The organism is Arthrobacter sp. YAF34, from assembly GCF_052113245.1.
GTDB lineage: Bacteria > Actinomycetota > Actinomycetes > Actinomycetales > Micrococcaceae > Arthrobacter.
Map to the genome: position 1 here is coordinate 213356 of NZ_JBFRCV010000007.1, position 19727 is coordinate 233082.

18 protein-coding genes are annotated in these 19727 nt (G+C 67.0%); 10 read left to right on the plus strand and 8 right to left on the minus strand.

Going from position 1 to position 19727, the window contains the following annotated elements:
• Positions 1-133 precede the first annotated feature (133 nt).
• Positions 134-907, minus strand: coding sequence for a dienelactone hydrolase family protein (locus AB4Y72_RS10985; protein WP_441426188.1), 774 nt, complete (start codon positions 905-907; stop codon positions 134-136).
• Positions 908-1065: 158 nt separating this feature from the next.
• On the minus strand, positions 1066-1242 hold the full coding sequence (locus AB4Y72_RS10990) for a CsbD family protein (protein ID WP_441426189.1): 177 nt from the start codon (positions 1240-1242) through the stop codon (positions 1066-1068).
• A gap of 110 nt (positions 1243-1352) precedes the next feature.
• On the opposite strand from AB4Y72_RS10990, the gene AB4Y72_RS10995 reads away from it, so the two are divergent.
• From AB4Y72_RS10995 to AB4Y72_RS11015, 5 genes are all read left to right on the plus strand, one after another.
• Entirely contained in the window at positions 1353-1826 is a 474-nt protein-coding gene (locus AB4Y72_RS10995) for an SRPBCC family protein (protein ID WP_441426190.1), read from the plus strand.
• A complete protein-coding gene (locus AB4Y72_RS11000; RefSeq protein WP_441426191.1) occupies positions 1826-2503 on the plus strand; it encodes a pentapeptide repeat-containing protein in 678 nt (225 codons plus the stop codon). Before AB4Y72_RS10995 ends, AB4Y72_RS11000 begins: the two co-directional genes overlap by 1 nt.
• Before the next feature lie 109 nt (positions 2504-2612).
• Positions 2613-3824 carry a thiolase family protein gene (locus AB4Y72_RS11005; protein WP_441426192.1) on the plus strand — a complete coding sequence of 404 codons (1212 nt, stop codon included), beginning with the start codon at positions 2613-2615 and terminating at the stop codon, positions 3822-3824.
• On the plus strand, positions 3824-4645 hold the full coding sequence (locus tag AB4Y72_RS11010; protein WP_441426193.1) for an enoyl-CoA hydratase/isomerase family protein: 822 nt from the start codon (positions 3824-3826) through the stop codon (positions 4643-4645). Before AB4Y72_RS11005 ends, AB4Y72_RS11010 begins: the two co-directional genes overlap by 1 nt.
• A gap of 2 nt (positions 4646-4647) precedes the next feature.
• A complete protein-coding gene (locus AB4Y72_RS11015) occupies positions 4648-5523 on the plus strand; it encodes a 3-hydroxyacyl-CoA dehydrogenase family protein (RefSeq protein WP_441426194.1) in 876 nt (291 codons plus the stop codon).
• Positions 5524-5578: 55 nt separating this feature from the next.
• Here the strand turns inward: AB4Y72_RS11015 and AB4Y72_RS11020 are convergent, their stop codons facing one another.
• A complete protein-coding gene (locus AB4Y72_RS11020) occupies positions 5579-6019 on the minus strand; it encodes an SRPBCC family protein (RefSeq protein WP_441426195.1) in 441 nt (146 codons plus the stop codon).
• Between the two features lie 98 nt (positions 6020-6117).
• Here AB4Y72_RS11020 and AB4Y72_RS11025 point away from each other — a divergent pair, with 98 nt between their 5' ends.
• Complete coding sequence (locus tag AB4Y72_RS11025; RefSeq protein WP_441426196.1) at positions 6118-6726, plus strand: GNAT family N-acetyltransferase; 609 nt, start codon at positions 6118-6120, stop codon at positions 6724-6726.
• Here AB4Y72_RS11025 and AB4Y72_RS11030 read toward each other — a convergent pair.
• Entirely contained in the window at positions 6723-7565 is an 843-nt protein-coding gene (locus AB4Y72_RS11030; protein ID WP_441426197.1) for an SGNH/GDSL hydrolase family protein, read from the minus strand. The genes AB4Y72_RS11025 and AB4Y72_RS11030 overlap by 4 nt on opposite strands.
• A gap of 269 nt (positions 7566-7834) precedes the next feature.
• Here AB4Y72_RS11030 and AB4Y72_RS11035 point away from each other — a divergent pair, with 269 nt between their 5' ends.
• A complete protein-coding gene (locus tag AB4Y72_RS11035) occupies positions 7835-8515 on the plus strand; it encodes a tyrosine-protein phosphatase (protein WP_441426224.1) in 681 nt (226 codons plus the stop codon).
• 9 nt (positions 8516-8524) lie between these two features.
• Positions 8525-11281, plus strand: a complete 2757-nt coding sequence (locus AB4Y72_RS11040) for a hypothetical protein (protein ID WP_441426198.1) — start codon at positions 8525-8527, stop codon at positions 11279-11281.
• Here AB4Y72_RS11040 and AB4Y72_RS11045 read toward each other — a convergent pair.
• Positions 11278-12522, minus strand: a complete 1245-nt coding sequence (locus AB4Y72_RS11045) for a globin domain-containing protein (protein WP_441426199.1) — start codon at positions 12520-12522, stop codon at positions 11278-11280. The genes AB4Y72_RS11040 and AB4Y72_RS11045 overlap by 4 nt on opposite strands.
• Before the next feature lie 255 nt (positions 12523-12777).
• Positions 12778-13194, minus strand: a complete 417-nt coding sequence (locus AB4Y72_RS11050; RefSeq protein ID WP_441426200.1) for a PaaI family thioesterase — start codon at positions 13192-13194, stop codon at positions 12778-12780.
• Between the two features lie 165 nt (positions 13195-13359).
• Between AB4Y72_RS11050 and paaZ the strand changes: the two genes are divergently transcribed.
• Positions 13360-15462 (plus strand): phenylacetic acid degradation bifunctional protein PaaZ, encoded by a 2103-nt coding sequence (gene paaZ, locus AB4Y72_RS11055; protein ID WP_441426201.1) that lies wholly within the window; start codon positions 13360-13362, stop codon positions 15460-15462.
• 242 nt (positions 15463-15704) lie between these two features.
• A complete protein-coding gene (locus tag AB4Y72_RS11060) occupies positions 15705-16112 on the plus strand; it encodes a VOC family protein (protein ID WP_441426202.1) in 408 nt (135 codons plus the stop codon).
• A 187-nt stretch (positions 16113-16299) separates the two neighbouring features.
• Here AB4Y72_RS11060 and AB4Y72_RS11065 read toward each other — a convergent pair whose 3' ends face one another.
• Positions 16300-17679, minus strand: coding sequence for a glutamate decarboxylase (locus tag AB4Y72_RS11065; protein WP_441426203.1), 1380 nt, complete (start codon positions 17677-17679; stop codon positions 16300-16302).
• A gap of 31 nt (positions 17680-17710) precedes the next feature.
• Positions 17711-19684, minus strand: coding sequence for a chloride channel protein (locus tag AB4Y72_RS11070; RefSeq protein WP_441426204.1), 1974 nt, complete (start codon positions 19682-19684; stop codon positions 17711-17713).
• Between the last annotated feature and the right edge of the window lie 43 nt (positions 19685-19727).

Consider the following 19727-nt stretch of genomic DNA (forward strand, 5'->3'; position numbering starts at 1 on the left):
CGTCCGACGGGCAGGTCCTCGGGTGTCCTTCGACGTCGGCCATGGACATGGTTGCAGCACACACGTCGCCCACCCACCCAAGTAGCTCGCAGCAGGGGCCGTTTTGACCCTTCAAAACGGCCCCTGCTGCCAGTCAGTTGGGCTTGAGATGCTTAGCGAAGTGGTCCTCGATCCGCTGCCACGCCTCGCGCGCGGACTGCGGATCGGGCTTCATGCCCATGACCCGGAACAGCGGGCGCAGCGCCTTGGGGCCGGTCTCCACGTCATTGAGGAACCCGTGCCCGGCCTGCGGGAACTCTTTCACGTCGTTCTCCACGCCCAGCCGGTCCAGCTCGGACGCGAGCTTCGCCGCCTCGCCAGGCAGGCTGCGGTCCTTGCCGCCGAAGTTGGCCACGATCGGGCAGGCGCCGGCCAGTGCCTCGTCGGGTTCCTTCGGGCGCCGGCCGTAGTTGACCGCCGCCGCGTCAAAGCCGTCATTAGCCAGCAGCAGAGCGAACCCGCCGCCCATGCAGAAACCAATCACGCCGATCTTGCCCGTGGTCCGGCCGGAGTTCAGTAGCCAGTCCCGGGCTGTCGCCAGGTCGGTGACGGCCCGGCCCTGGCCCGACGACAGCGCACGCATGGTGGCCACGAGGCAGCGGCGGGCGCCACCGTCACTGAACAAGTCCACTGCCAGCGTCAGGTAGCCTGCCGCCGCCATCCGGTCGGCCTGGCGGACCGTGACGTCGTTGACGCCGAAAACCTCGTGGATCATCAGGACCGCCGGGAACGGCCCTTCCCCCTCTGGCGTCGCCAGATAGCCTCGCAGCACCGGCGAACCGCCGGCGGCGGCGCTGGCCGCGCTCAGGTCGATGTTGCTGAGATCCTGGGTGGCTGCTTTGCCGCGGTTTGCCGCTGTCCGTGCCATGCTGTCTCCTCCGTCGGCTGGTGGGAGCCATTGTTGCAGGATGTCCGGCCGGAGGCCCGGAAGGCGGCCCGGAGGGATCGCCATCAAGGCGCGGACACAAAAAAAGCGGCGCCGGTCGTCCCCCAAAGGAAAGTCCGGCGCCGCTTCTTACTGAAGAATTAGTCCTTCTTGAAACCGTCCTTGACGTTTTCGCCAACCTTCTTCGCGTCGGCTACTACCTGGTCGCGCTGGCCCTCGGCCCGCAGCTGGTCGTTGTCAGTGGCGTTTCCAGCCGCTTCCTTGGCCTTGCCGCCGAGGTGCTCTGCTTCGTTCTGAATCTTGTCTCCGACACCCATGGTGTAGGCCACCTTTCGTTTCCGGTAGAAAATCAACGTCCATTCAGACTAACACAAAGCATGCTTACTAAATCAAGAGTGAGTGCGTATTGATTGCTAGGCTCGTGGTCATGGACCACAAGACCACGCTCACGCAGCACATCAATGCTCCGGCGGAGTCGGTCTGGGCCGTGGTGACGGATATTCCCGGCTCCGCCGCAACCTTGTCCGGCATCGATTCGATCCAGATGCTCACCGACGGACCCTACGGCGTGGGCACCCGGTGGAAGGAAACCCGCACCATGATGGGGCGCCCGGAAACGGTGGAGATGGGGGTGGCCCAGTGTGAGGCACCAGTGCGGAGCCGCGCCGGCAGCACCACGGTGACCGCCCGCCAGGGCGGCGCCGGTTACACCTCCCGTTTCGCCGTGGTGGACCGCGACGGCGGCACCGACCTCACGCTGACTTTTGGCGCCGAACTCATCACCCCGAGCCGGCTGGGCAGGATCATGCTCACCGTGTTCGGTCCGCTCGGCATGCGCATCACCCGCAAGGCGCTCGCGAAGGACATGGCGGAAATCGCGGCCAAAGCCGAGTCGCTCTGATGGTCCGGCGCGCTGCGGCGGCCAAGGGCCCGAGAGTCACCGCACCCCGGCTCGCGCCCGTTCAGCCGGGGGAGTTGCGGGATGACCCGGCCCCGGACTTCCGGGGTGGAGAAAGGTACGACGGCGTCCGCTTCAGCCGGGCGTCGGCCGACGGACTGGAGCTCAGCGGCACGGTCTTTGCCGAGTGTGAGTTTGCCGGAGTGTCCTTCAACGAGACCCAGCTGCGCGGCGCCACCTTCCGCGACTGCGTCCTTACCGAGGTCTACGCCCCGGTCTTCACGGCCGCCCGGACCAGCCTGCACGACGTGGAGATCGGCAACCCCCGTTGGGGATCGGCGGAACTCTATGAGAGCGGCTGGCAGTCAGTGCGGATCGACGGCGGCAAGCTCGACTACCTGAACCTGCGCGGATCCAAGCTCACCGACGTCCAGATCAGCGACTGCATCATCAACGAGCTCGATCTGGGCTCCTGCACCGCCACCAGGGTGGCCCTGAAAAACTGCACCATCGGCACCCTCGACTTCACCGGCGCCCGGCTGAAGGACTTCGACCTCCGGGGCACTGACTTCCGTACGATCAGCGGCCTGGGCAGCCTGGCCGGCCTGGCGATCGACGACTACCAGCTCACCCTGCTGGCACCGCTGCTCGCGACTCATCTGGGCATCGTCGTCGCGTAATGCGGCGGGATCCGGTTGACCCGCCTGCCCCGCCGTGTAATCTTTATAGAACGAACGGTCGGTAAATTACTCTGGTGCCGACCCCGCTTTCTTGGTGAAGGATGTTCTCATGGTCGAGGCTTTTCTTGTTGGCGGTGCCCGGACGCCGGTCGGCCGTTACGGCGGCGCCCTTTCCGCAGTCCGCCCCGACGACCTGGCCGCACTGGTGGTCCGTGAAGCCGTGCTCCGCGCCGGCATTGACCCGGACACCATTGACGAGGTAATCCTCGGCAACGCCAACGGTGCCGGCGAAGAGAACCGCAACGTGGCCCGGATGGCCACGCTCCTGGCCGGGCTGCCCCTCCACATCCCCGGCATCACGGTGAACCGGCTCTGCGCTTCCGGCCTCAGCGCCATCATCATGGCCAGCCACATGATTAAGTCCGGCGCCGCCGACATCGTGATCGCCGGCGGCGTCGAATCCATGAGCCGGGCGCCCTGGGTCCAGGAAAAGCCCCGGACGGCCTTCGCCAAACCCGGCGAAATGTTCGACACCTCGATCGGCTGGCGGTTCGTCAACCCGCAGTTCACCAAGGGCGAACTCGCCCGGGACGGCAAGATGACCTACTCCATGCCGGAGACGGCCGAGGAAGTGGGCCGGGTTGACGGCATCTCCCGGGAGGACGCCGACGCCTTCGCCGTCCGCTCGCACGAACGCGCCCTCGCGGCCATCGCCGCCGGACGCTTCGCCGACGAGATCGTCCCCGTGACCGTCAAGACCCGCAAGGGCGAGACCGTGGTGGACACCGACGAAGGTCCCCGCGCCGGCACCACCATGGACGTCCTCGCCGGGCTGCGGCCCGTCGTCAAGGGCGGCTCGATCGTCACCGCGGGCAACTCGTCCACTCTTAACGACGGCGCCTCCGCCATCATCGTGGCCTCTGAATCAGCCATCCAGAAGCTTGGCCTCACGCCGCGCGCCCGCATCATCGACGGCGCCTCGGCCGGTTGTGAGCCCGAAATCATGGGCATCGGCCCGGTCCCGGCCACCCGGAAGGTGCTCGACCGTGCCGGGCTCAGCGCCGGTGACCTCGGCGCCGTCGAACTCAACGAGGCGTTCGCGACACAGTCCCTGGCCAGCATGCGCCGGCTCGGCCTCGACCCGGAGATTGTGAACCGCGACGGCGGCGCGATCTCCCTGGGCCACCCGCTGGGGTCCTCCGGTTCGCGGATCGCCATCACGCTACTGGGCCGGATGGAACGCGAAGACGCCAAGATCGGCCTCGCCACCATGTGCATCGGCGTCGGCCAGGGCACGGCCATGCTGCTGGAGCGCGTGTAGTGGCGGCCCCGGCATTCGACCCGTCCGCCTTCGGCACCCTCCTGGTCGAGGAACGTGAAGACCGTGTGGTGGCGATCCTCAACCGGCCCGAGGTCCGCAACGCGATCGACCAGCAGATGGTCGATGAACTCCATGCCGTGTGCGCCTATCTGGAACAGCAGCCGAAAGTCCTCATCATCGCGGGCGCGGACGGGGTCTTCGCCTCCGGAGCGGACATCGGGCAACTGCGCGAACGCCGCCGGGACGACGCCTTGCAGGGGATCAACTCCACCATTTTTGTGCGCATCGCCAAGCTGCCGATGCCGGTCATCGCGGCCCTGGACGGTTTCTGCCTCGGCGGGGGCGCCGAACTGGCCTACGCTGCCGACTTCCGGATCGGCACCCCGTCGGTCCGGATCGGCAACCCAGAAACCGGCCTCGGCATTCTGGCCGCGGCCGGCGCCAGCTGGCGCCTCAAGGAACTTGTCGGCGAGCCGGTGGCCAAGGAAATGCTGCTCGCCGGCGCCGTGCTGCGCGCCGAACGCGCCCTGGCCGTCAACCTCATCACCGAAATCCATGAACCGTCCGAGCTGATGGCCGCGGCCCACAAGCTCGCCGACCGGATCGCCGCGCAGGACCCGCTCGCCGTCCGGATCACCAAATCCGTGTTCCACGCCCCGGCCGAGGCGCATCCCCTGATCGACCAACTGGCGCAGGGAATTCTCTTCGAATCCCAGGCCAAGTTCGACCGCATGCAGGCTTTTCTGGACAAGAAGACAGACAAGAAATCCGGCAAGAAATCTGACCTCTCGCCGGCCAAAGAATCAGAGAAGAAGAAATAGACATGGGCAACTCCGAACTTCCCGCCAGTAATCTTCCCAACTTCGTTGGGGTGCTCGGCGGCGGCCGCATGGGCGCAGGCATCGCCCACGCCTTCCTGATTAAGGGCGCCAACGTCCTGGTGGTCGAGCGTGATGAGGCTTCGGCCGAGGCCGCCCGCGAACGGGTCGAGTCCGCCGCGGCCAAGAGCATCGAGCGCGGCGCCGTGGACGGCAACCTGGACGAGATGGTCTCCCGGCTGACGGTCACCGTGGACTACGACGACTTCACCGGCCGGCAGCTCGTGGTTGAGGCCGTTCCCGAGGACTGGGACCTGAAGGTCACCGCCCTCCGCGGCATCGAGGAACGGCTCGCCGACGGCGCCTATCTCGCCTCGAACACGTCGTCGCTCTCGGTCAACGGACTGGCCCGTGAGCTCAAGCGGCCGCAGAACTTCCTGGGCCTGCACTTCTTCAACCCTGTGCCGGCGTCGACGCTCATCGAAGTGGTCCTCGGCGACCAGACGTCCCCGGCCCTGGCCCAGGCCGCCCGCGGCTGGGTCGAGGGGCTCGGCAAGACTGCCGTCGTGGTCAACGACGCCCCCGGATTCGCCTCCTCCCGGCTTGGCGTCGCGATCGCGCTGGAAGCCATGCGCATGGTTGAAGAGGGCGTAGCCACCGCCGAGGACATCGACAACGCGATGGTCCTCGGCTACAAGCACCCCACGGGCCCGCTGCGGACCACCGACATCGTGGGCCTCGACGTGCGCCTCGGCATCGCGGAATACCTGCAGTCCACGCTGGGCGAACGCTTCGCCCCGCCGCAGATCCTCCGCGACAAGGTGGCCCGCGGAGAATTGGGCCGCAAGACCGGCAAGGGCTTCTTCGACTGGACCGACTGACCGGAGCGCCGGGACTACCGGCCCTGCCTTGAACGACTGGGCGGGCCGGCGCGGGCTACTTCGATGCCCTCGCGTCCAGGGTCTTCTTCATGCCGTCCATGGCCGGAGCCGCAAGTGACTGGAAGGCCGGCTTGACGAATGGTTCCGCAAACTTGAGCCATCCCTTGAGCTGGAATTCAGCGGTGTACCGGACTTCGGAACCTTGTCCCGAAGGCTTTACATCGATCGTGTCCACGGAGATGACAGACTTGTTTTCGCCGCGCAGTTTAATAACGTTGCCTGCCAGCTCCACGACCTCGTAGATCAGGGTCTGCCGCTTGCCGCGGAAGTCCGCTTCGGCGTGATAGCGGTGGCCCACAGCCACCGGGCCGTCGGAGAGCTTCTTGACCACCGGCGTCCCGGGGTCCCATTCCGGCGTGTGCTCGAAAGCGGCGAGGTATGCGAAGGCGTTACTGGCATCCAGGGTGGAGCGGACCGTACCGGTGACTGTGATCATGGGCCCAGCCTACCCAGAAGGCCCGGCATTGGGACCGAACCAGCCCCGGACGGCCTATGATCCCGCAAGCCGCCTGGTCCCGCACCTAGGATGGTCCAGTGAACCGTATTCAATCCACCACGCTTACCGGAAAGTATGTTGTCCTGGAACCGCTGAGCCTGGCCCACCATGATGGCCTGGTGGAAGCGGCCCGCGACGGCGAACTGTGGAACCTCTGGTACACCAGTGTGCCCGACCCGCACCACATGGCCGCCGAGATTGAGCGGCGCCTGGCCCTGCAGGACAGCGGCGCCATGCTGCCCTTCACCACGCGGCTGCTTGACCCCGCCACGGGTGGGCCGGGCCGCGTGATCGGCATGACGACGTACATGAACATCGACGCCGATACGCCGCGCGTCGAGATTGGCTCCACCTGGAACGCCGCGTCCACGCACGGCAGCGGCACCAACCCGGACTCCAAGCTACTGCTGCTGCGGCACGCGTTCGAAACGCTCGGCTGCCCTGCGGTCGAATTCCGGACGCACTGGCTCAATCACCAGTCCCGCGAGGCGATCGCCCGGCTGGGCGCCAAACAGGACGGCGTGCTGCGCAGCCACTCGCGCAGCAGTGACGGCGCGCTGCGGGATACCGTCGTGTTTTCCATCCTCGAGCACGAATGGCCGATGGTCCGCAACGGCCTCGAGCTTAGGTTGGCCAAGCGGCGCTAGGGTGCCGAGTAGGCATTGACCTTGTTGAGGGACGCGAAGTACGCCTCGTAGCCCTCAGCGTTCGGGTGGAAGTTGTCCGGGCTGGTTGGGTCTGCGAGGTCGAGGTTGATCCACGGGTCGTGCGTCGCCGAGTTGATGCCGTGGCCGGCGAAGGCGGCCTTGACGTCAACGTACGTCGCTCCGGCGGACCCGGCGGCGATCGCGTCGTTTAGTCCGTTGGCCAGGCGGGTGGCCTTGTAGATGAACAGGGACATCGGATCGGCCGGGTTGGGGACGACCGGATCGTAGAGGTAGGGGTAGCCGGTCACAACAACCTTGGCGTTGGGTGCGGCAGCCTTGACACTCTGGATCATCGAGGCCACGTCGCGGGCCAGTTGTCCGCTGACAATCAGGGCCGTCGCGTCGGCGCTTGCTTTGTCACACAACGCTGCCGCAGCCGCGGTGGGAGCGGCCAAGGCAGCGCCGCAATAGGTGACGATTTCCCCGAACTTGAGGTTGTTGCCGCCGGCGGTGATGGTCACCAGTTCCGTGCTTTTGTTCAGCTGGCGCAGCTGGTTTTTCACGACGTCCTGCGTGGTCTTGCCGCTGCACGACGCGTTGGTGACCAGTTTGATGGCCTTCGACTCAGCAGCGAGTTCGGAATACGCGTTCTCGCTCCGGTAACAATTATCCAGGTACGGCCCCGCCCCCTGCCCGGCGGCGTACGAGTCCCCGAGCGCGATGTACTTGGTCTTGTCCACGGCCTGCGCCGGCACCGCTGCGAACCCGGCCGCCATTGCCAGGGTTGCGAGACCGGCCGCCAGGGCCGTTCGCCGGCGTCGAAAATTCACGATTCTCATGGTGTTCCCCTCAGTAGCACGTAGGTTCAGTCCACGCGCCGCGAAGGTGTCGGTCCCGGCGGCCGGCGAGCTGAAGAGAGCACGGCGGAAATCCGGGTTTACGGCCACCTTATGCCGGACCGTGAACCCGCGCCATGCCCATGGTCCCGTTGTGCATGACTTTCCCGAAGCCCGCCGTGGATCTGCGACTGGGCGTGTGCTTAGCTGTCAAGATGACCATTCCTGCCGCGCCCGGTGGCCAAGCCGAACAGCAGACCGTGCCCGGAGCGATGGAGTGGGACGGGGCGGTCAACGCGTGGCATGTGGCCGGGGACGTGTACCGCATGGGCCGCCGTGAATGGCTGACGGAGTGCGGCTGGCGGCAGGCGTACCGCCGCGGCATCCGGACCGTCGTCGACCTCCGCAACGCAGCCGAAATCCGGCGCCGGGAAACCGACCCGCCGGTGCCGGAGACGGCCCTGGCCGGGTTCGACGTCGTGCTGGCCCCCACGGAAGACCCGGACAACAGCGAATTCCGCGAGCTCTGCGTGCCCTACCTGAACGACCCGGTCTGTTATGCCGACAACGCCAGGCTGTTCCCGCACCTGCTGGCCGGCGTCTTCAAGGCGGTGGCCGCCGCGGAGGGGGGTGTGGTCATCCATTGCTCGGCCGGGCGGGACCGGAGCGGCATGATCGCCGCCATGCTGCAGGACCTTGCCGGGCACGGCGATGAGGCCATTGCGGGCGGCTACCAGCGCGCCATGCGGGGCATCAATGAGCACCACCGGATCTCGGCGGTCCCGCATCCCCATGAACGGTTCCTGCCCGAGGACGTCCTTGCACCCCTGCTGGAATCCCGCAGCGAAAGCCTGCTGGAATTCGTCCGTTCCCTGAACACCGCAGAGTACTTGCTCCGCCACGGCGTGACGCCAGAGGAGCTCTCGGCCATCCTGGCCAAACTCGGCAGATAGGGTAGCGGAGTGAAGACTCCGAAGTACCAGCTGACAGTGCGGGCGGTGGCGGCTGCCGCCATCGCGCTGGCGGGATCCTTCTACGCCGTTCCTGCCCTGGCCGAAGACGGCCCCGCCGGGGCGGCCACAGTTTCGCCTGAACCATCGGTAAGCGTCAGCCAGGCTGCGCCCACGCCGGAACCGGCGCCCGCTACGCCGGTCTCGCCGACCGCGTCCGCTGCGACCCCATCGTCGGCCGTCAGCGACGCCGGACTCGCCGAGGCGATCCGACGGGATCTGGGCATGACCCTTGAGCAATTCAACGCCGCCGGCGCGCAGGCCAGGCGGGCCGCCGACGCCGCACCCTCGCTGCGCGCGCTGCCCGGCTATGTCGGGATCGTCCTGCGGGACGGGAAGATCGTCGTCCAGGGCAGCGGCGCCGGGCTTCAGGCACGGACCAACGAACTCAACCAGTCCGGGCCGGATGAATTCACGCTGGAGGCCGTCCCTGGTGCGACGTCTCCGGCGAGGAAAGCCTCGCCGGCCGCGGCCTCGGCGGCGCCCGAACTCGTCGCCGGCAGTGCCGAGCAGCTCTTCCAGGCCTACGTGCGTGAGGTAGGGTCGGCCGGGTTGCAGGCGGTGGCCTACGCCGACGGCCACTTCATTATCCGCACCGGCGGTACGAACACGCCCGAGGCCAAGGACAAGGCCCCGGCGGCGCCGATGCCCGGCAGTCGGGACGCGGTTGCCGAGCCGGTTCCCGGTAAGATCTCGGCGGCAGATTTCGTGTCCCGCTACGCCAATGTGGCGCTCGAAAAGGGCGCTGCCATCAAGACCGAGGAGGACTTCTTCGGCGGCCAGGGCGTCGTTATCGACAACATGACTATTTGCTCTGCCGGCTTCGGAGCCTTCGACCCGGCCGGCCTGCCGCTTGTGCTGACCGCCGGACACTGTGCCGAAGACGGGACTGCGACCCGGGCCGACGTCGAGCCTGCCACTGCGGCGACTGCCGGCGGCGCGACGACGCCCCTTCCGGCCGTACGTAAAGCCCTGGGAACCTTCGGGTTCGGCCAGTTCGGGGGACCCCATAACTCGCCCATCACGGGTTCTGAGGGCAACCCCGGCAACATCGGCACCGACATAGCCGTCATCAAGGGCCTGCGGCCCGGCCTCACGATCCAGCCGTCGGTGACTAAATGGCGCGGCGACGGGCCGACGTTCACCAACGCCGATCCCGCCAACCCGGGCCCGACCGCCGTCAAGATCATCGGAACCGCTGCGCCCTACCAGGGGCAGGCCGTCTGCCGTTCCGGGCGGACCACAGGCTGGTCCTGCGGCACCGTGGCCGAGACCGGCATCTACGTCGTGGGCGGAAGAACTGGCGCAGCGGGAGATCTGCGGGCGTTCAGGGGATTCCTGTCCTACGACGTCCAGTCCAGCGGGGGAGACTCCGGCGGCCCGTGGATCAGCGGAAACTTCGCCGTCGGCACGCACTCCGCCGGCGAACCCCAGGGCGCGCTGCAGAACTTTGCCGTAGCGACGACGCTGGACGATGCGCTGAACCACATTCCCGGCGGCGTGCAGCTTCAGCTCTTCCTGAATAAGCCTGAACTCGTGACGCCGGCGAATTCAGGGACGGTGGCGGCGGGGCAGCTCATTACAGGACACGTTCCCGCGGCCCCCGCGTCGGAAGTGGCACCGCATTCCAAGGTCCGCATCACCGTTGGGGCGCAGAAACTCGACGTCCCAGTGGATGCTGCCGGGAACTGGGCTTTCCGGGCACCGGTCCCGAGCGGGAAGCTGGCCTTTTCAGCGGAGACCGTGAACGGCTTCAGCCATTCTGGACCGGCGTCCTTTACTGCCACCGTCGAACCAGCCCCACTTCCGGCGCCCGGAATCACGACGCCGACGGGTACCGCTCTGCGTGCACTGGACAGTATCGCCGGCACCGGCATGCCCGGCGCGACCGTTGTGCTGGCGGGCGATGTCACCGGGTCCGGGACCGTCGGTCTGGACGGCCGTTGGAGCATCAGGGTCGCCGATCAGCCGGTCTTCGGGAAGGTCTCGGTCACGGCGGTACTCACGTCTCCCGGGGAGCCGGACAGCCCCGCCACGACCGTCACCTATACCGTCATTCCGCCGGTTCCGGTTGTGTCGAGCATCCGGGTGGGCAACCACCTCCGTCAAAATGCACTGCCCACGGACATCGCCGGCTCCGCCGTCGACGGCGCCACTGTGCGCGTCGCCATGGACGGGACGCCCATTGGACCGGTGCAGGCCGGATCCGGCGGTTGGAGCACCCCGTTCCCCGCGGGACTGGCAGCCGGGGCGCACACGCTGACGGTCACACAGCTCATTGATACGGTCACGTCGCATGCGGCGGAAATAGCCTTCATCATCGACACTGCGGCCGTTTCCGCCGGTACCCCTAACCAGCCTCCCGCCCATCACCAGGGAACACCAGCCCAGCAGCCGGCAGACCAACAGCCGGCCGCCCAGCCGCAGGGAGCGACCCCCCAACAGCCGGGAGTCCCTTCTCGGCAAACGCCCGCCCAGCAGCCGGGAGGCCACGCTCAGCCGGCCGGCCCGGCGCCGGTTCCCGTCCCGCCGTCGGACGCCTCCATCACGGTGCGCGGCGCGGCTCCGGAGAGCACGCCATCGGGCAGGACAGACCCGTTGGCCAGCATGGGAGCAAGCGGGCTGCTGCCGGCGGCCGGTCTCGGCGCCGGGGCGCTGCTGCTCGGGGCGGCGTTTGTGGCGTTCGGCCGGCGACGGCGGGCGCGCTAGCTAAGAGGCCCGGGCAGAACAGCGAGCCGGGGCTGCTGGAAGTCCGCCAGCCAGAGGTCCGGGCCGAACACTTCGTACTGAATGTCCTTGGCGGGTACGCCGCCGGCGATCAAGGCGTTCCGGACCGACTTCAGGAACGGCAGGGGGCCGCAGAGGTAGTACTCGGCGTCGTCGGGGAGGTCCACCGCGCTGACATCCATGAAACCGCTGAACGAGGATCCGGACGCCTCGCCGGCCTCGGTAGGAGTCAGGAACCAGGCCTTCAAGGTCCCGTCCGCCAGTTTCGCCAGATCCTCCGTGACCTGCGCGCGCAGCGGGAAGGATGCCGCGCTGTCATCGGCATGCAGGAGCATCACCTGTCGTTGGGAACCGGACTGCACGAGGTGGGACAGCATCCCGGCCATGGGCGTGATGCCGATTCCGGCGCTGGCCATGACGAGGGGCCGGTCCGTGTACTCCAGCACCACGTCGCCGAATGGAGCCGAGAGCACCACCTCGTCGCCCACCTGGACGTCGTCGTGGAGCAGCGTGGACATCTCGCCGTCGGGGGTCTCGAGCCCATGCACCCGCTTCACCGCGAACTGCCGGTGCTGCCCGTCGTCGGCCTTGGTCAGGCTGTATTGCCGGGGCTGCTGCACGCCGTCGGGCATAGTCATCTTGATGGTCACATATTGCCCCGGCAGGGACGGCTTGACGTCGCGCTCGTCGGTCCGTTCGACGACGAACGAGACGACGTCGTCGGTCTCCTGGATCCGCTTCACCACCCGCGACGTCCGCCAAATGGTCTCGGGAGCGAGGTGCACGGCCTTGTATAGCCCGCGTTCTTTGTTGATGAGCAGGTTTGCCATCAGCCAGTAGACCTCGTCCCAGGCAGCGGCGACCTCGGGGGCAACGGCGTCCCCGAGCACGTCCACGATCGCCCACATGAGGTTGTCGTGGACAATCTGGTACTGGTCCGGGCTAAGTCCCAGCGAGACGTGCTTATGGGCCACCCGCGAGAGCAGATGGTCGGGCACTTGATCCGGCTTCTCCACGAGCATGCCGGCAAATGCCGCGATGGATCCGGCGAGTGCCTGCTGTTGCCGGCCGTCCGCCTGGTTCCCGCGGTTGAACAGGCCATCCAGAAGGTCCGGGCGGGCCTCGAACATATGTTTGTAGAAGCGCTTGGCGATCTCCTCGATGTGCTCGCCAACCACGGGGAGCGTTGCCTGGATGACAGGAAGCGAGGTGTCTGAGAGCATGGTGGATCCCTTCCGGTGCGACCGGTTGCGCCCAGCGGTGCTGGGTGACTCAGCCCTTCCACGCTAACAGCCCGGGTGCCGGGCCTTCCGGGCCGATCGGCCCTACATCGAAGGGGTAGGCCGAGGTATTCGCGCTCCGGCTCCGGCTCCGGCTCCGGTCTCCGGGCTCCGGCCTCGCCGGCAAGCTCTGCGGTCGCCCGACCGTTACGGCGGGTCCGCGTCGCTTCGGCGATTTCGGCGGGATTTCCGGCCCGGTCAGGCCTTGCGGTCCAGCAGCAGGTTGGTGATCCGCAGCGTGCACAGCCGCTGGCCGCGCTCGTTCGTGATCAGCACCTCGTGGGTCGTGAGCGTGCCGCCGAGGTGGATCGGGGTTGCCGTGATGGTGATGGTCCCTTCCCGCGCCGACTTGTGATGCGTGGCCGAGACGTCAACGCCTACCGCGGTCTTTCCCAGCGTGCTGGCGTGGATGACGGCGGCCCAGGACCCCACGGCCTCGCCGACGGCCAGTGAGGCGCCGCCGTGCAGGAGCCCGAACGACTGCCTGTTGCCCTCCACCGGCATGGTCGCCACCACGCGGTCCACGGACTCCTCGACGATCTTCACGCCCATCTTCTCGTCGAGCTCGCCGAGGGTGATCTTCCACAACTCGGTGCTGCCGGTCTCGGGCGTCATAGCGTCTCCTTTGCTGCCGGCCGGCCGAGGACCCGGCCGGTCAGTGCCGCCGCGGCTAGTGTGCGGCAGGCCTCATTCATGTACTCTAGATCATATTACCGAACGGACGGTCAGTAATGTTCCGGCCGTGTTGATCTTGCTCCCCGTTGGAAGGACCCGTCAACGATGACCGCCACAGCCGCACCCACAGTAGACACCGTAGAGATCGTCCCGAGCTTTATCCGCGGGTCCTGGTGGACTCCCGACGCCGCGTCCGCGGCCGGCGCGGCGCCGGTCCTGGACGCCAGCACCGGCGAACTCCTGGCCAAGGTGAGCACCGAGGGGCTCGACCTCGCCGCCGTCGTGGACTATGGACGCGCCACCGGCCAGGCGGAACTGGGGAAGCTGACGTTCCACCAGCGCGCCCTCAAGCTGAAGGAACTGGCCCAGTACCTCAACGGCCGCCGCGAGGAGTTCTACGAACTTTCGGCGCAGACCGGCGCCACCAAGATCGACTCGATGATCGACATCGACGGCGGCATCGGCGTGCTCTTCACGTTCGGGTCCAAGGGCCGGCGTGAGCTTCCCAACGCCCAGGTGGTGGTGGATGGTCCCATGGAGGTGTTGTCCCGTGACGGCTCGTTCGCCGGCGAACACATTTATACCCGCATTCCGGGCGTGGCCGTGCAGATCAACGCCTTCAACTTCCCGGTCTGGGGCATGCTGGAGAAGCTTGCCCCGGCCTTCATCGCCGGCGTCCCCACGATCGTGAAGCCGGCCACACCCACCGGCTACGTGGCCGCGGCCGTGGTCAAGGCGATCGACGAATCCGGCATCCTGCCCGAGGGCTCGCTGCAGCTCATTTCCGGTTCAGTCCGCACGCTGCTGGACCACCTGGACTACCGTGACCTCGTGGCCTTCACCGGCTCGGCCTCAACCGCCAACACGCTGAAGTCCCACCCCAACGTGGTCAAGGGCGGCGTCCGCTTCACCTCCGAAACCGACTCGCTCAACGCCGCGATCCTGGGCCCGGATGCCGTCAAGGGCACGGCGGAATTCGACGCCTTCATCAAGTCCCTCGTCACCGAGATGACCGCCAAAGCCGGCCAGAAATGCACCTCGATCCGCCGCGCGATCGTCCCGCAGGACCTGGTCTCCGACGTCGTTGCCGCGGTGGGGGAGCGGATCCGCGAACGCGTCGTGCTCGGCGACCCCCGTGCGGAGGGCGTCACGATGGGCGCCCTGGCCTCCCTCGAGCAGCTCGCCGACGTGCGGGCCGCCGTCCAGACCATGCTCGACGCCGGCGGCGAGCTTGCGTACGGCACGCTCGATGCGCCGAAGGTCACCAGCGCGGACGGTAGCGTCGGCGTCGTCGACGGCGGCGCCTTCATGTCCCCGGTCCTGCTGAGCTGGGCCAACCCGGAAGCGGAGCAGGTCCACTCGCTCGAAGCCTTCGGCCCGGTGTCCTCGGTGATCGGCTACACCGACCTGGCCGACGCCGTCCGCCTCGCCGCGCGCGGCGGGGGCTCGCTCGTAGCCTCGGTCTGCACGAACGATCCCGCCGTGGCGCAGCAGCTGGTCACCGGCATCGCGGCCCACCACGGGCGCGTGCTCATGCTCAACCGCGAGGACGCTCGCAGCTCCACCGGCCACGGCTCCCCGGTCCCGCACCTGGTCCACGGCGGCCCCGGCCGCGCCGGCGGCGGCGAAGAGCTCGGCGGCATCCGCTCGGTGATGCACCACATGCAGCGCACCGCCATCCAGGGCTCGCCCAACATGCTCACCGCCGTCACCGGCGTCTGGCACACCGGCGCGGACCGCAACTTCACGCTCGAGACCGAGGGCCAGCACCCGTTCCGGAAATCCCTGGCCACGCTGCACATCGGCGACGCCATCCGCTCGGAACTGCGCGAGGTTTCGCTGGAGGAAATCACCAAGTTCGCCAACTCCACCGGCGACACCTTCTACGCCCACACCAACCAGGAAGCCGCCGCGGCCAACCCGTTCTTCCCGGGCATCGTGGCGCACGGCTACCTCCTGCTCAGCTGGGCCGCCGGCCTGTTCGTGGAGCCCGCACCGGGTCCCGTCCTGGCCAACTACGGGCTGGAGAACCTGCGCTTCGTCACCCCCGTGGCCGCGGGCGACTCGATCCGGGTGACCCTCACGGCCAAGAAGATCACCCCGCGCGAGACCGACGAGTACGGCGAGGTGGCCTGGGACGCCGTCCTCACCAACCAAGATGACGAAATCGTCGCGACCTACGACGTCCTCACCCTCGTCGAAAAGTAGCCCCCTCCGGACGCTCCCTCACGTCCTGCAGTTCCCGTCCAGACGCTCCCGCACGTCCTGCAGTTCCGGTCCGGACGTTCCCGCACGTAATGCGGTAGCGTCCGTTGTTGGGCTGCCGGAAGTGAGGGAGCGTTTTCGAAATGGCTGCCGGAAGTGAGGGAGCGTCACGTGTCAGGGGGAGCAATTGGCGGGCTCTTTCCGGCGTGCTCCGGCGTAAAATCTTGCTCGTAGGAGGTGGCCAAATGTCCCTAGTACTCAGCAAAGCCACAACAGTCCTGCCAGTCGATGATGCAGAGCGTGCCCGGCATTTCTACGCGGACACGTTGGGACTCCCGCACCGTGGCGTGGCGGACGACGGAAGCGAAATGTTCGGCTCAGAGGGCGGCCCAATGCTGCAGCTGATGCCAGTCAAGGATGGAATGCACTCAGAGCACACCACCCTGAGCTTTGAAGTCAGCGAGATCGAGCGGACGGTCCGGGAGATGGAGGCCAGGGGCGTCACGTTCCAGGACTACGATCTCCCCGATCTCAAGACCGAGAACCACATTTGTACGACGGATTCGGAGAAGTGCGCCTGGTTCATGGACTCCGAGCACAATATTCTTTGCGTGCACGAGAACATCACCACGACAGCCGACTACCAGCTCTGAGTGGCGGCTTCCGGGATCCTGCCCTGGAAACTCGGGGGGAGACAACCAGGGTGGACAGTTGCGCGGCGCCCCGGCTCAGCGGGGCGCCCCCTCTGTTGCCGGGTGCTCGCCGGCAACCTGCCGGGACCGGAGCGTCCGCGTTTCCACTGGGTTATCAGCGTGCGCTGGGTTAAAGGTCTGCGCTGGCTCAATGGCCGGGTCCGGTGACAATCTTCTTTCGTTCGGATTCGTGCGCGCCGCCCTTCTTCGCCAGCGTGGAGCACGCCTCTTCGATGTCCCGGGCGAGCGTGTCGACGTGCTCGCGGCTCATCGTTTCCTTGACCAGGGCCCGCATGATCGTCACGTCCTGGGCGTTCGGGGGCAGGGTGTACGCCGGCACCATCCAGCCGCGCTCGGCCGAGAGCTGCCAGGCAATGTCGAACTCGTTGTACCCGGTGTCGGCGGCGAGCCGGAACGCGACCAGGGGAAGTTGCTCCTCGTCGGGGCCGATGATCTCGAACCTGCCCATGGCCTCCAACTTCTCGGCGAGGGCGCGGGCGTTGGTCTGCATGTTCTGCATGATGTAGGTGTAACCGGCGCGACCATAGCGCACGAAGTTGTAGTACTGGGCGAGAACCATCGCCGAGCCGGTGGAGAAGTTCAGGGTGAAGGTCGAGTCGGTTTTCCCGAGGTAGTTCTCCTCGAAGACGAGGTCCTTGGCCAGGTCGGACTTCTCCCGGAAGATCAGCCAGCCGATGCCGGGGTAGACCAGTCCGAACTTGTGCCCGGAGACATTGATCGAGCGGACCTGCTCGAGCCGGAAGTCCCACTCGGAGTCCGGGTACAGGAAGGGCCAGACGAATCCCCCACTGGCCCCGTCCACGTGCAGCGGCACATCAAGGCCTCGCTCACCCTTGATCCGGACCAGCAGGTCGTTGATGCCGACGATGTCGTCTTTGTGCCCGGTGAACGTTGTACCCAGCACGGCTGCGACGCCGATGGTGTTCTCATCGATATGGGCCTCCACGTCCTCCGGGCCGATCGTGTACTTCGCCGGCTGCAGGGGCACGATCCGCGGCTCGACGTCGAAGTAGCGGCAAAACTTCTCCCACACGACATGCACGTCGCCGCCGAACACCAGGTTCGGGCTCGACGTCGATGCGCCGGCGGCCTCGCGACGCTTGCGCCAGTTCCACTTCAGGGACAGCCCGCCGAGCATGATCGCCTCGGACGATCCCTGGGTTCGGGCTCCCGTCGTTTCGCCGGGCGCGTGGAAGAGGTCGGCGAGCATCCGAATGCAGCGCTGCTCGATCTCGGCCGTGCGGGGATATTCGGCGTGGTCGATGAAATTGCGGTGCAAGTTCGCGGCGATGATCTGCTGCGCCTGCGGCTCCATCCAGGTCGTGACGAAGGTCGCCAGGTTCCGGGCCGGATCACCCTCCAGTGCCAGGTCCTCCGAGACCAGCCGCAAAGCATCCTGAGCAGGAATTCCGGTCTCCGGGAACTCCCGGCTCGGAACCTCCTGGGTGACAAATCGGTTGCCGAACAGCGCCGCGTCGGCATCCGTCGGCTGGGAATTTACTGACATCACTTCTCCTTTAGAGACTGGTGAAAAGGGATTACGGATGAGCTCCCCGGTCCGCACGAACCGGGGCGTGGGCGGGTTCTGGATTCAGCATCAGAACCGCGCCGGTGAGGAAGCACAGGGCTCCCACCAGCGTGCCGAGGGTGGACAGGTCGGCGTTCCAGACATCGCCGCTTGACGGTATGACAAACGCCGCGACGGCCGAGACGCCGAACGCAACAGAGCCGGCCATGTTGATCACGCCGATCTTCCATACCCGAGGCCTGGGCCGGCCGGTCATGACGCCGCGGCCGGCATCGCGCAACGCCACACCGCTGGAAATGAGGAAGGCGACTGAGCCCAGAGCGTCGGGTCGCCACACCCGCTGGTCGGTCAGTGCCGCACTGAGATTGACCCGCAACGCGTTTCCCGTACTCCAGTTGAACCACAGCGTGCCGGCAAGTTGAATCGCGCCAGCGAGCCAGACAAGATTCCACGGCGCCCACACCCAAAACGCAGGGCGCCGCGTGGCACCCGCGGACGGGAGCGCGTCAACGGCTTCGCGATACTGCAGGAACGATGCACAGGTGAAGAACAGCGAACCGACGAAGAACGTCACTGCGCAGAAGCGCAATCCCACGGCCTCGGCGTAGGACGGCACCGCCCCCAACGCGAACAGGCTCGAGCCGATGATGAACAACGAGGCGATCCACCGGTCCCGCACCGTCAAGCGGCCCGCGCTCTCATGGGCATGGTTGGCCCGCGAGGGAGCCCTATGCTGGACGGGCCCGACATCATCAGGCGCCACGGACGCCGTCGGGCCCGGCGTCGGGAGCACGTTGGAGATCACGAAGGCCACCGCCACAGCCACTACCACCTGCGGTGTTACCGCCACACCGTCCACCCCCAGCAACAGTGTGGCCAGCAGCGTCGACGTCAGCGGCAGCCGTAGCATGGCTGCGCACATGGCTCCCATGCCCATGCCGAGCCCTGCCGCGAGATTCATTCCGGGCAACCCGCTCGCGGCAATACCGAGCGCCGCACCGATGAACATCGAAGGGAACACCGGCCCACCACGAAAAGCGCTCAGCGAGAGCCCGTAGGCCAAGGCCTTACAAGCGATCAGCAGGACCAGCACGGCAAGCGAGTAGTCCGTGGCGTGTTCGACCAGATCCGGAAGGGCGTCCTGTCCCGAAAACAAGACCTGCGTGAAGCTGTTCCCAGAGATCAACTGGTAGGCCATCGCGGCAAGACCGATCAGCAGGCCGAGCCCGGAGGTCACCAACATCCGGTTCAGGTGCACGACCGGACGAAGTGAGAGCCCGACCCAGCGGATCAACCATCCCAACAGCGCGCCGACGACGCCCATGATTACCGCCCAGCCCAGCGTCGCCAGGGTCGGCGGCACTGCAGGCGGCACGACGGGCAGCGCCAGCGAGAAGCTGCCCAGCCCGGTCCAGCCGTCGAGGCCGACGAACACCAGCGCCCCGACGCCGGAAGCGAGCAGTCCGGGCAGGGCCATCAGGCTCAGCGTCATTCCCCCGATTCCGGCGGCCTCCATGATCAGGAACGCGCCGAGCACGGGAGACCCGAGCAGGGTACTGATCGCTGCGAAGCTGCCAGCCGAGGCCATGATCGTCAGGGCCATCGGCGGGGCGTCCTTCTTCACCAGGTGCACGGCCAGCGCCCCGAGGCCGCCACCGATCGCGATCAGCGGACCCTCGGGTCCGAGCACCGCACCGAGGCTGAGCGTGGTCAGTGCCGCGAGAACGATGCCCACGAGCTCCCGACCGCTGGGCGGACCGCCGCCAGTCTTGAACCCGAAAGCGGGTGAGTGGCCGCCGGTTCCCGGCAGATACCGGATGGTCAATGCCGTCAACAGCCCGCACAGCACCAGCCACGGAACTGGCCACCACGCAGGGGCAGGACCCCCGAGGACCTGATTCGGCAGGCTGGCGAAGATGAACCGTTGGACCGCGGCGACAAAGGCGAGAAAACCGTAGGCAATGATCGAGATGGGAACGCCCAAGACCGCTGCCAGCAGGAGCGCGGCAATGTACGGCCTGGAACGC

Excerpts from the sequence above, each read along its gene's own strand:
- AB4Y72_RS11030 (WP_441426197.1), bottom strand. The coding sequence starts at position 7,565 with ATGAGAATCGTGAATTTTCGACGCCGGCGAACGGCCCTGGCGGCCGGT.
- AB4Y72_RS11065 (WP_441426203.1), bottom strand. The coding sequence starts at position 17,679 with ATGTCAGTAAATTCCCAGCCGACGGATGCCGACGCGGCGCTGTTCGGC.
- AB4Y72_RS11045 (WP_441426199.1), bottom strand. The coding sequence starts at position 12,522 with ATGCTCTCAGACACCTCGCTTCCTGTCATCCAGGCAACGCTCCCCGTG.
- paaZ (WP_441426201.1), top strand. The coding sequence starts at position 13,360 with ATGACCGCCACAGCCGCACCCACAGTAGACACCGTAGAGATCGTCCCG.
- AB4Y72_RS11020 (WP_441426195.1), bottom strand. The coding sequence starts at position 6,019 with ATGATCACAGTCACCGGTACGGTCCGCTCCACCCTGGATGCCAGTAAC.
- AB4Y72_RS11060 (WP_441426202.1), top strand. The coding sequence starts at position 15,705 with ATGTCCCTAGTACTCAGCAAAGCCACAACAGTCCTGCCAGTCGATGAT.
- AB4Y72_RS11015 (WP_441426194.1), top strand. The coding sequence starts at position 4,648 with ATGGGCAACTCCGAACTTCCCGCCAGTAATCTTCCCAACTTCGTTGGG.
- AB4Y72_RS11050 (WP_441426200.1), bottom strand. The coding sequence starts at position 13,194 with ATGACGCCCGAGACCGGCAGCACCGAGTTGTGGAAGATCACCCTCGGC.
- AB4Y72_RS11035 (WP_441426224.1), top strand. The coding sequence starts at position 7,835 with ATGGAGTGGGACGGGGCGGTCAACGCGTGGCATGTGGCCGGGGACGTG.
- AB4Y72_RS11005 (WP_441426192.1), top strand. The coding sequence starts at position 2,613 with ATGGTCGAGGCTTTTCTTGTTGGCGGTGCCCGGACGCCGGTCGGCCGT.
- AB4Y72_RS11000 (WP_441426191.1), top strand. The coding sequence starts at position 1,826 with ATGGTCCGGCGCGCTGCGGCGGCCAAGGGCCCGAGAGTCACCGCACCC.
- AB4Y72_RS10990 (WP_441426189.1), bottom strand. The coding sequence starts at position 1,242 with ATGGGTGTCGGAGACAAGATTCAGAACGAAGCAGAGCACCTCGGCGGC.
- AB4Y72_RS10985 (WP_441426188.1), bottom strand. The coding sequence starts at position 907 with ATGGCACGGACAGCGGCAAACCGCGGCAAAGCAGCCACCCAGGATCTC.
- AB4Y72_RS10995 (WP_441426190.1), top strand. The coding sequence starts at position 1,353 with ATGGACCACAAGACCACGCTCACGCAGCACATCAATGCTCCGGCGGAG.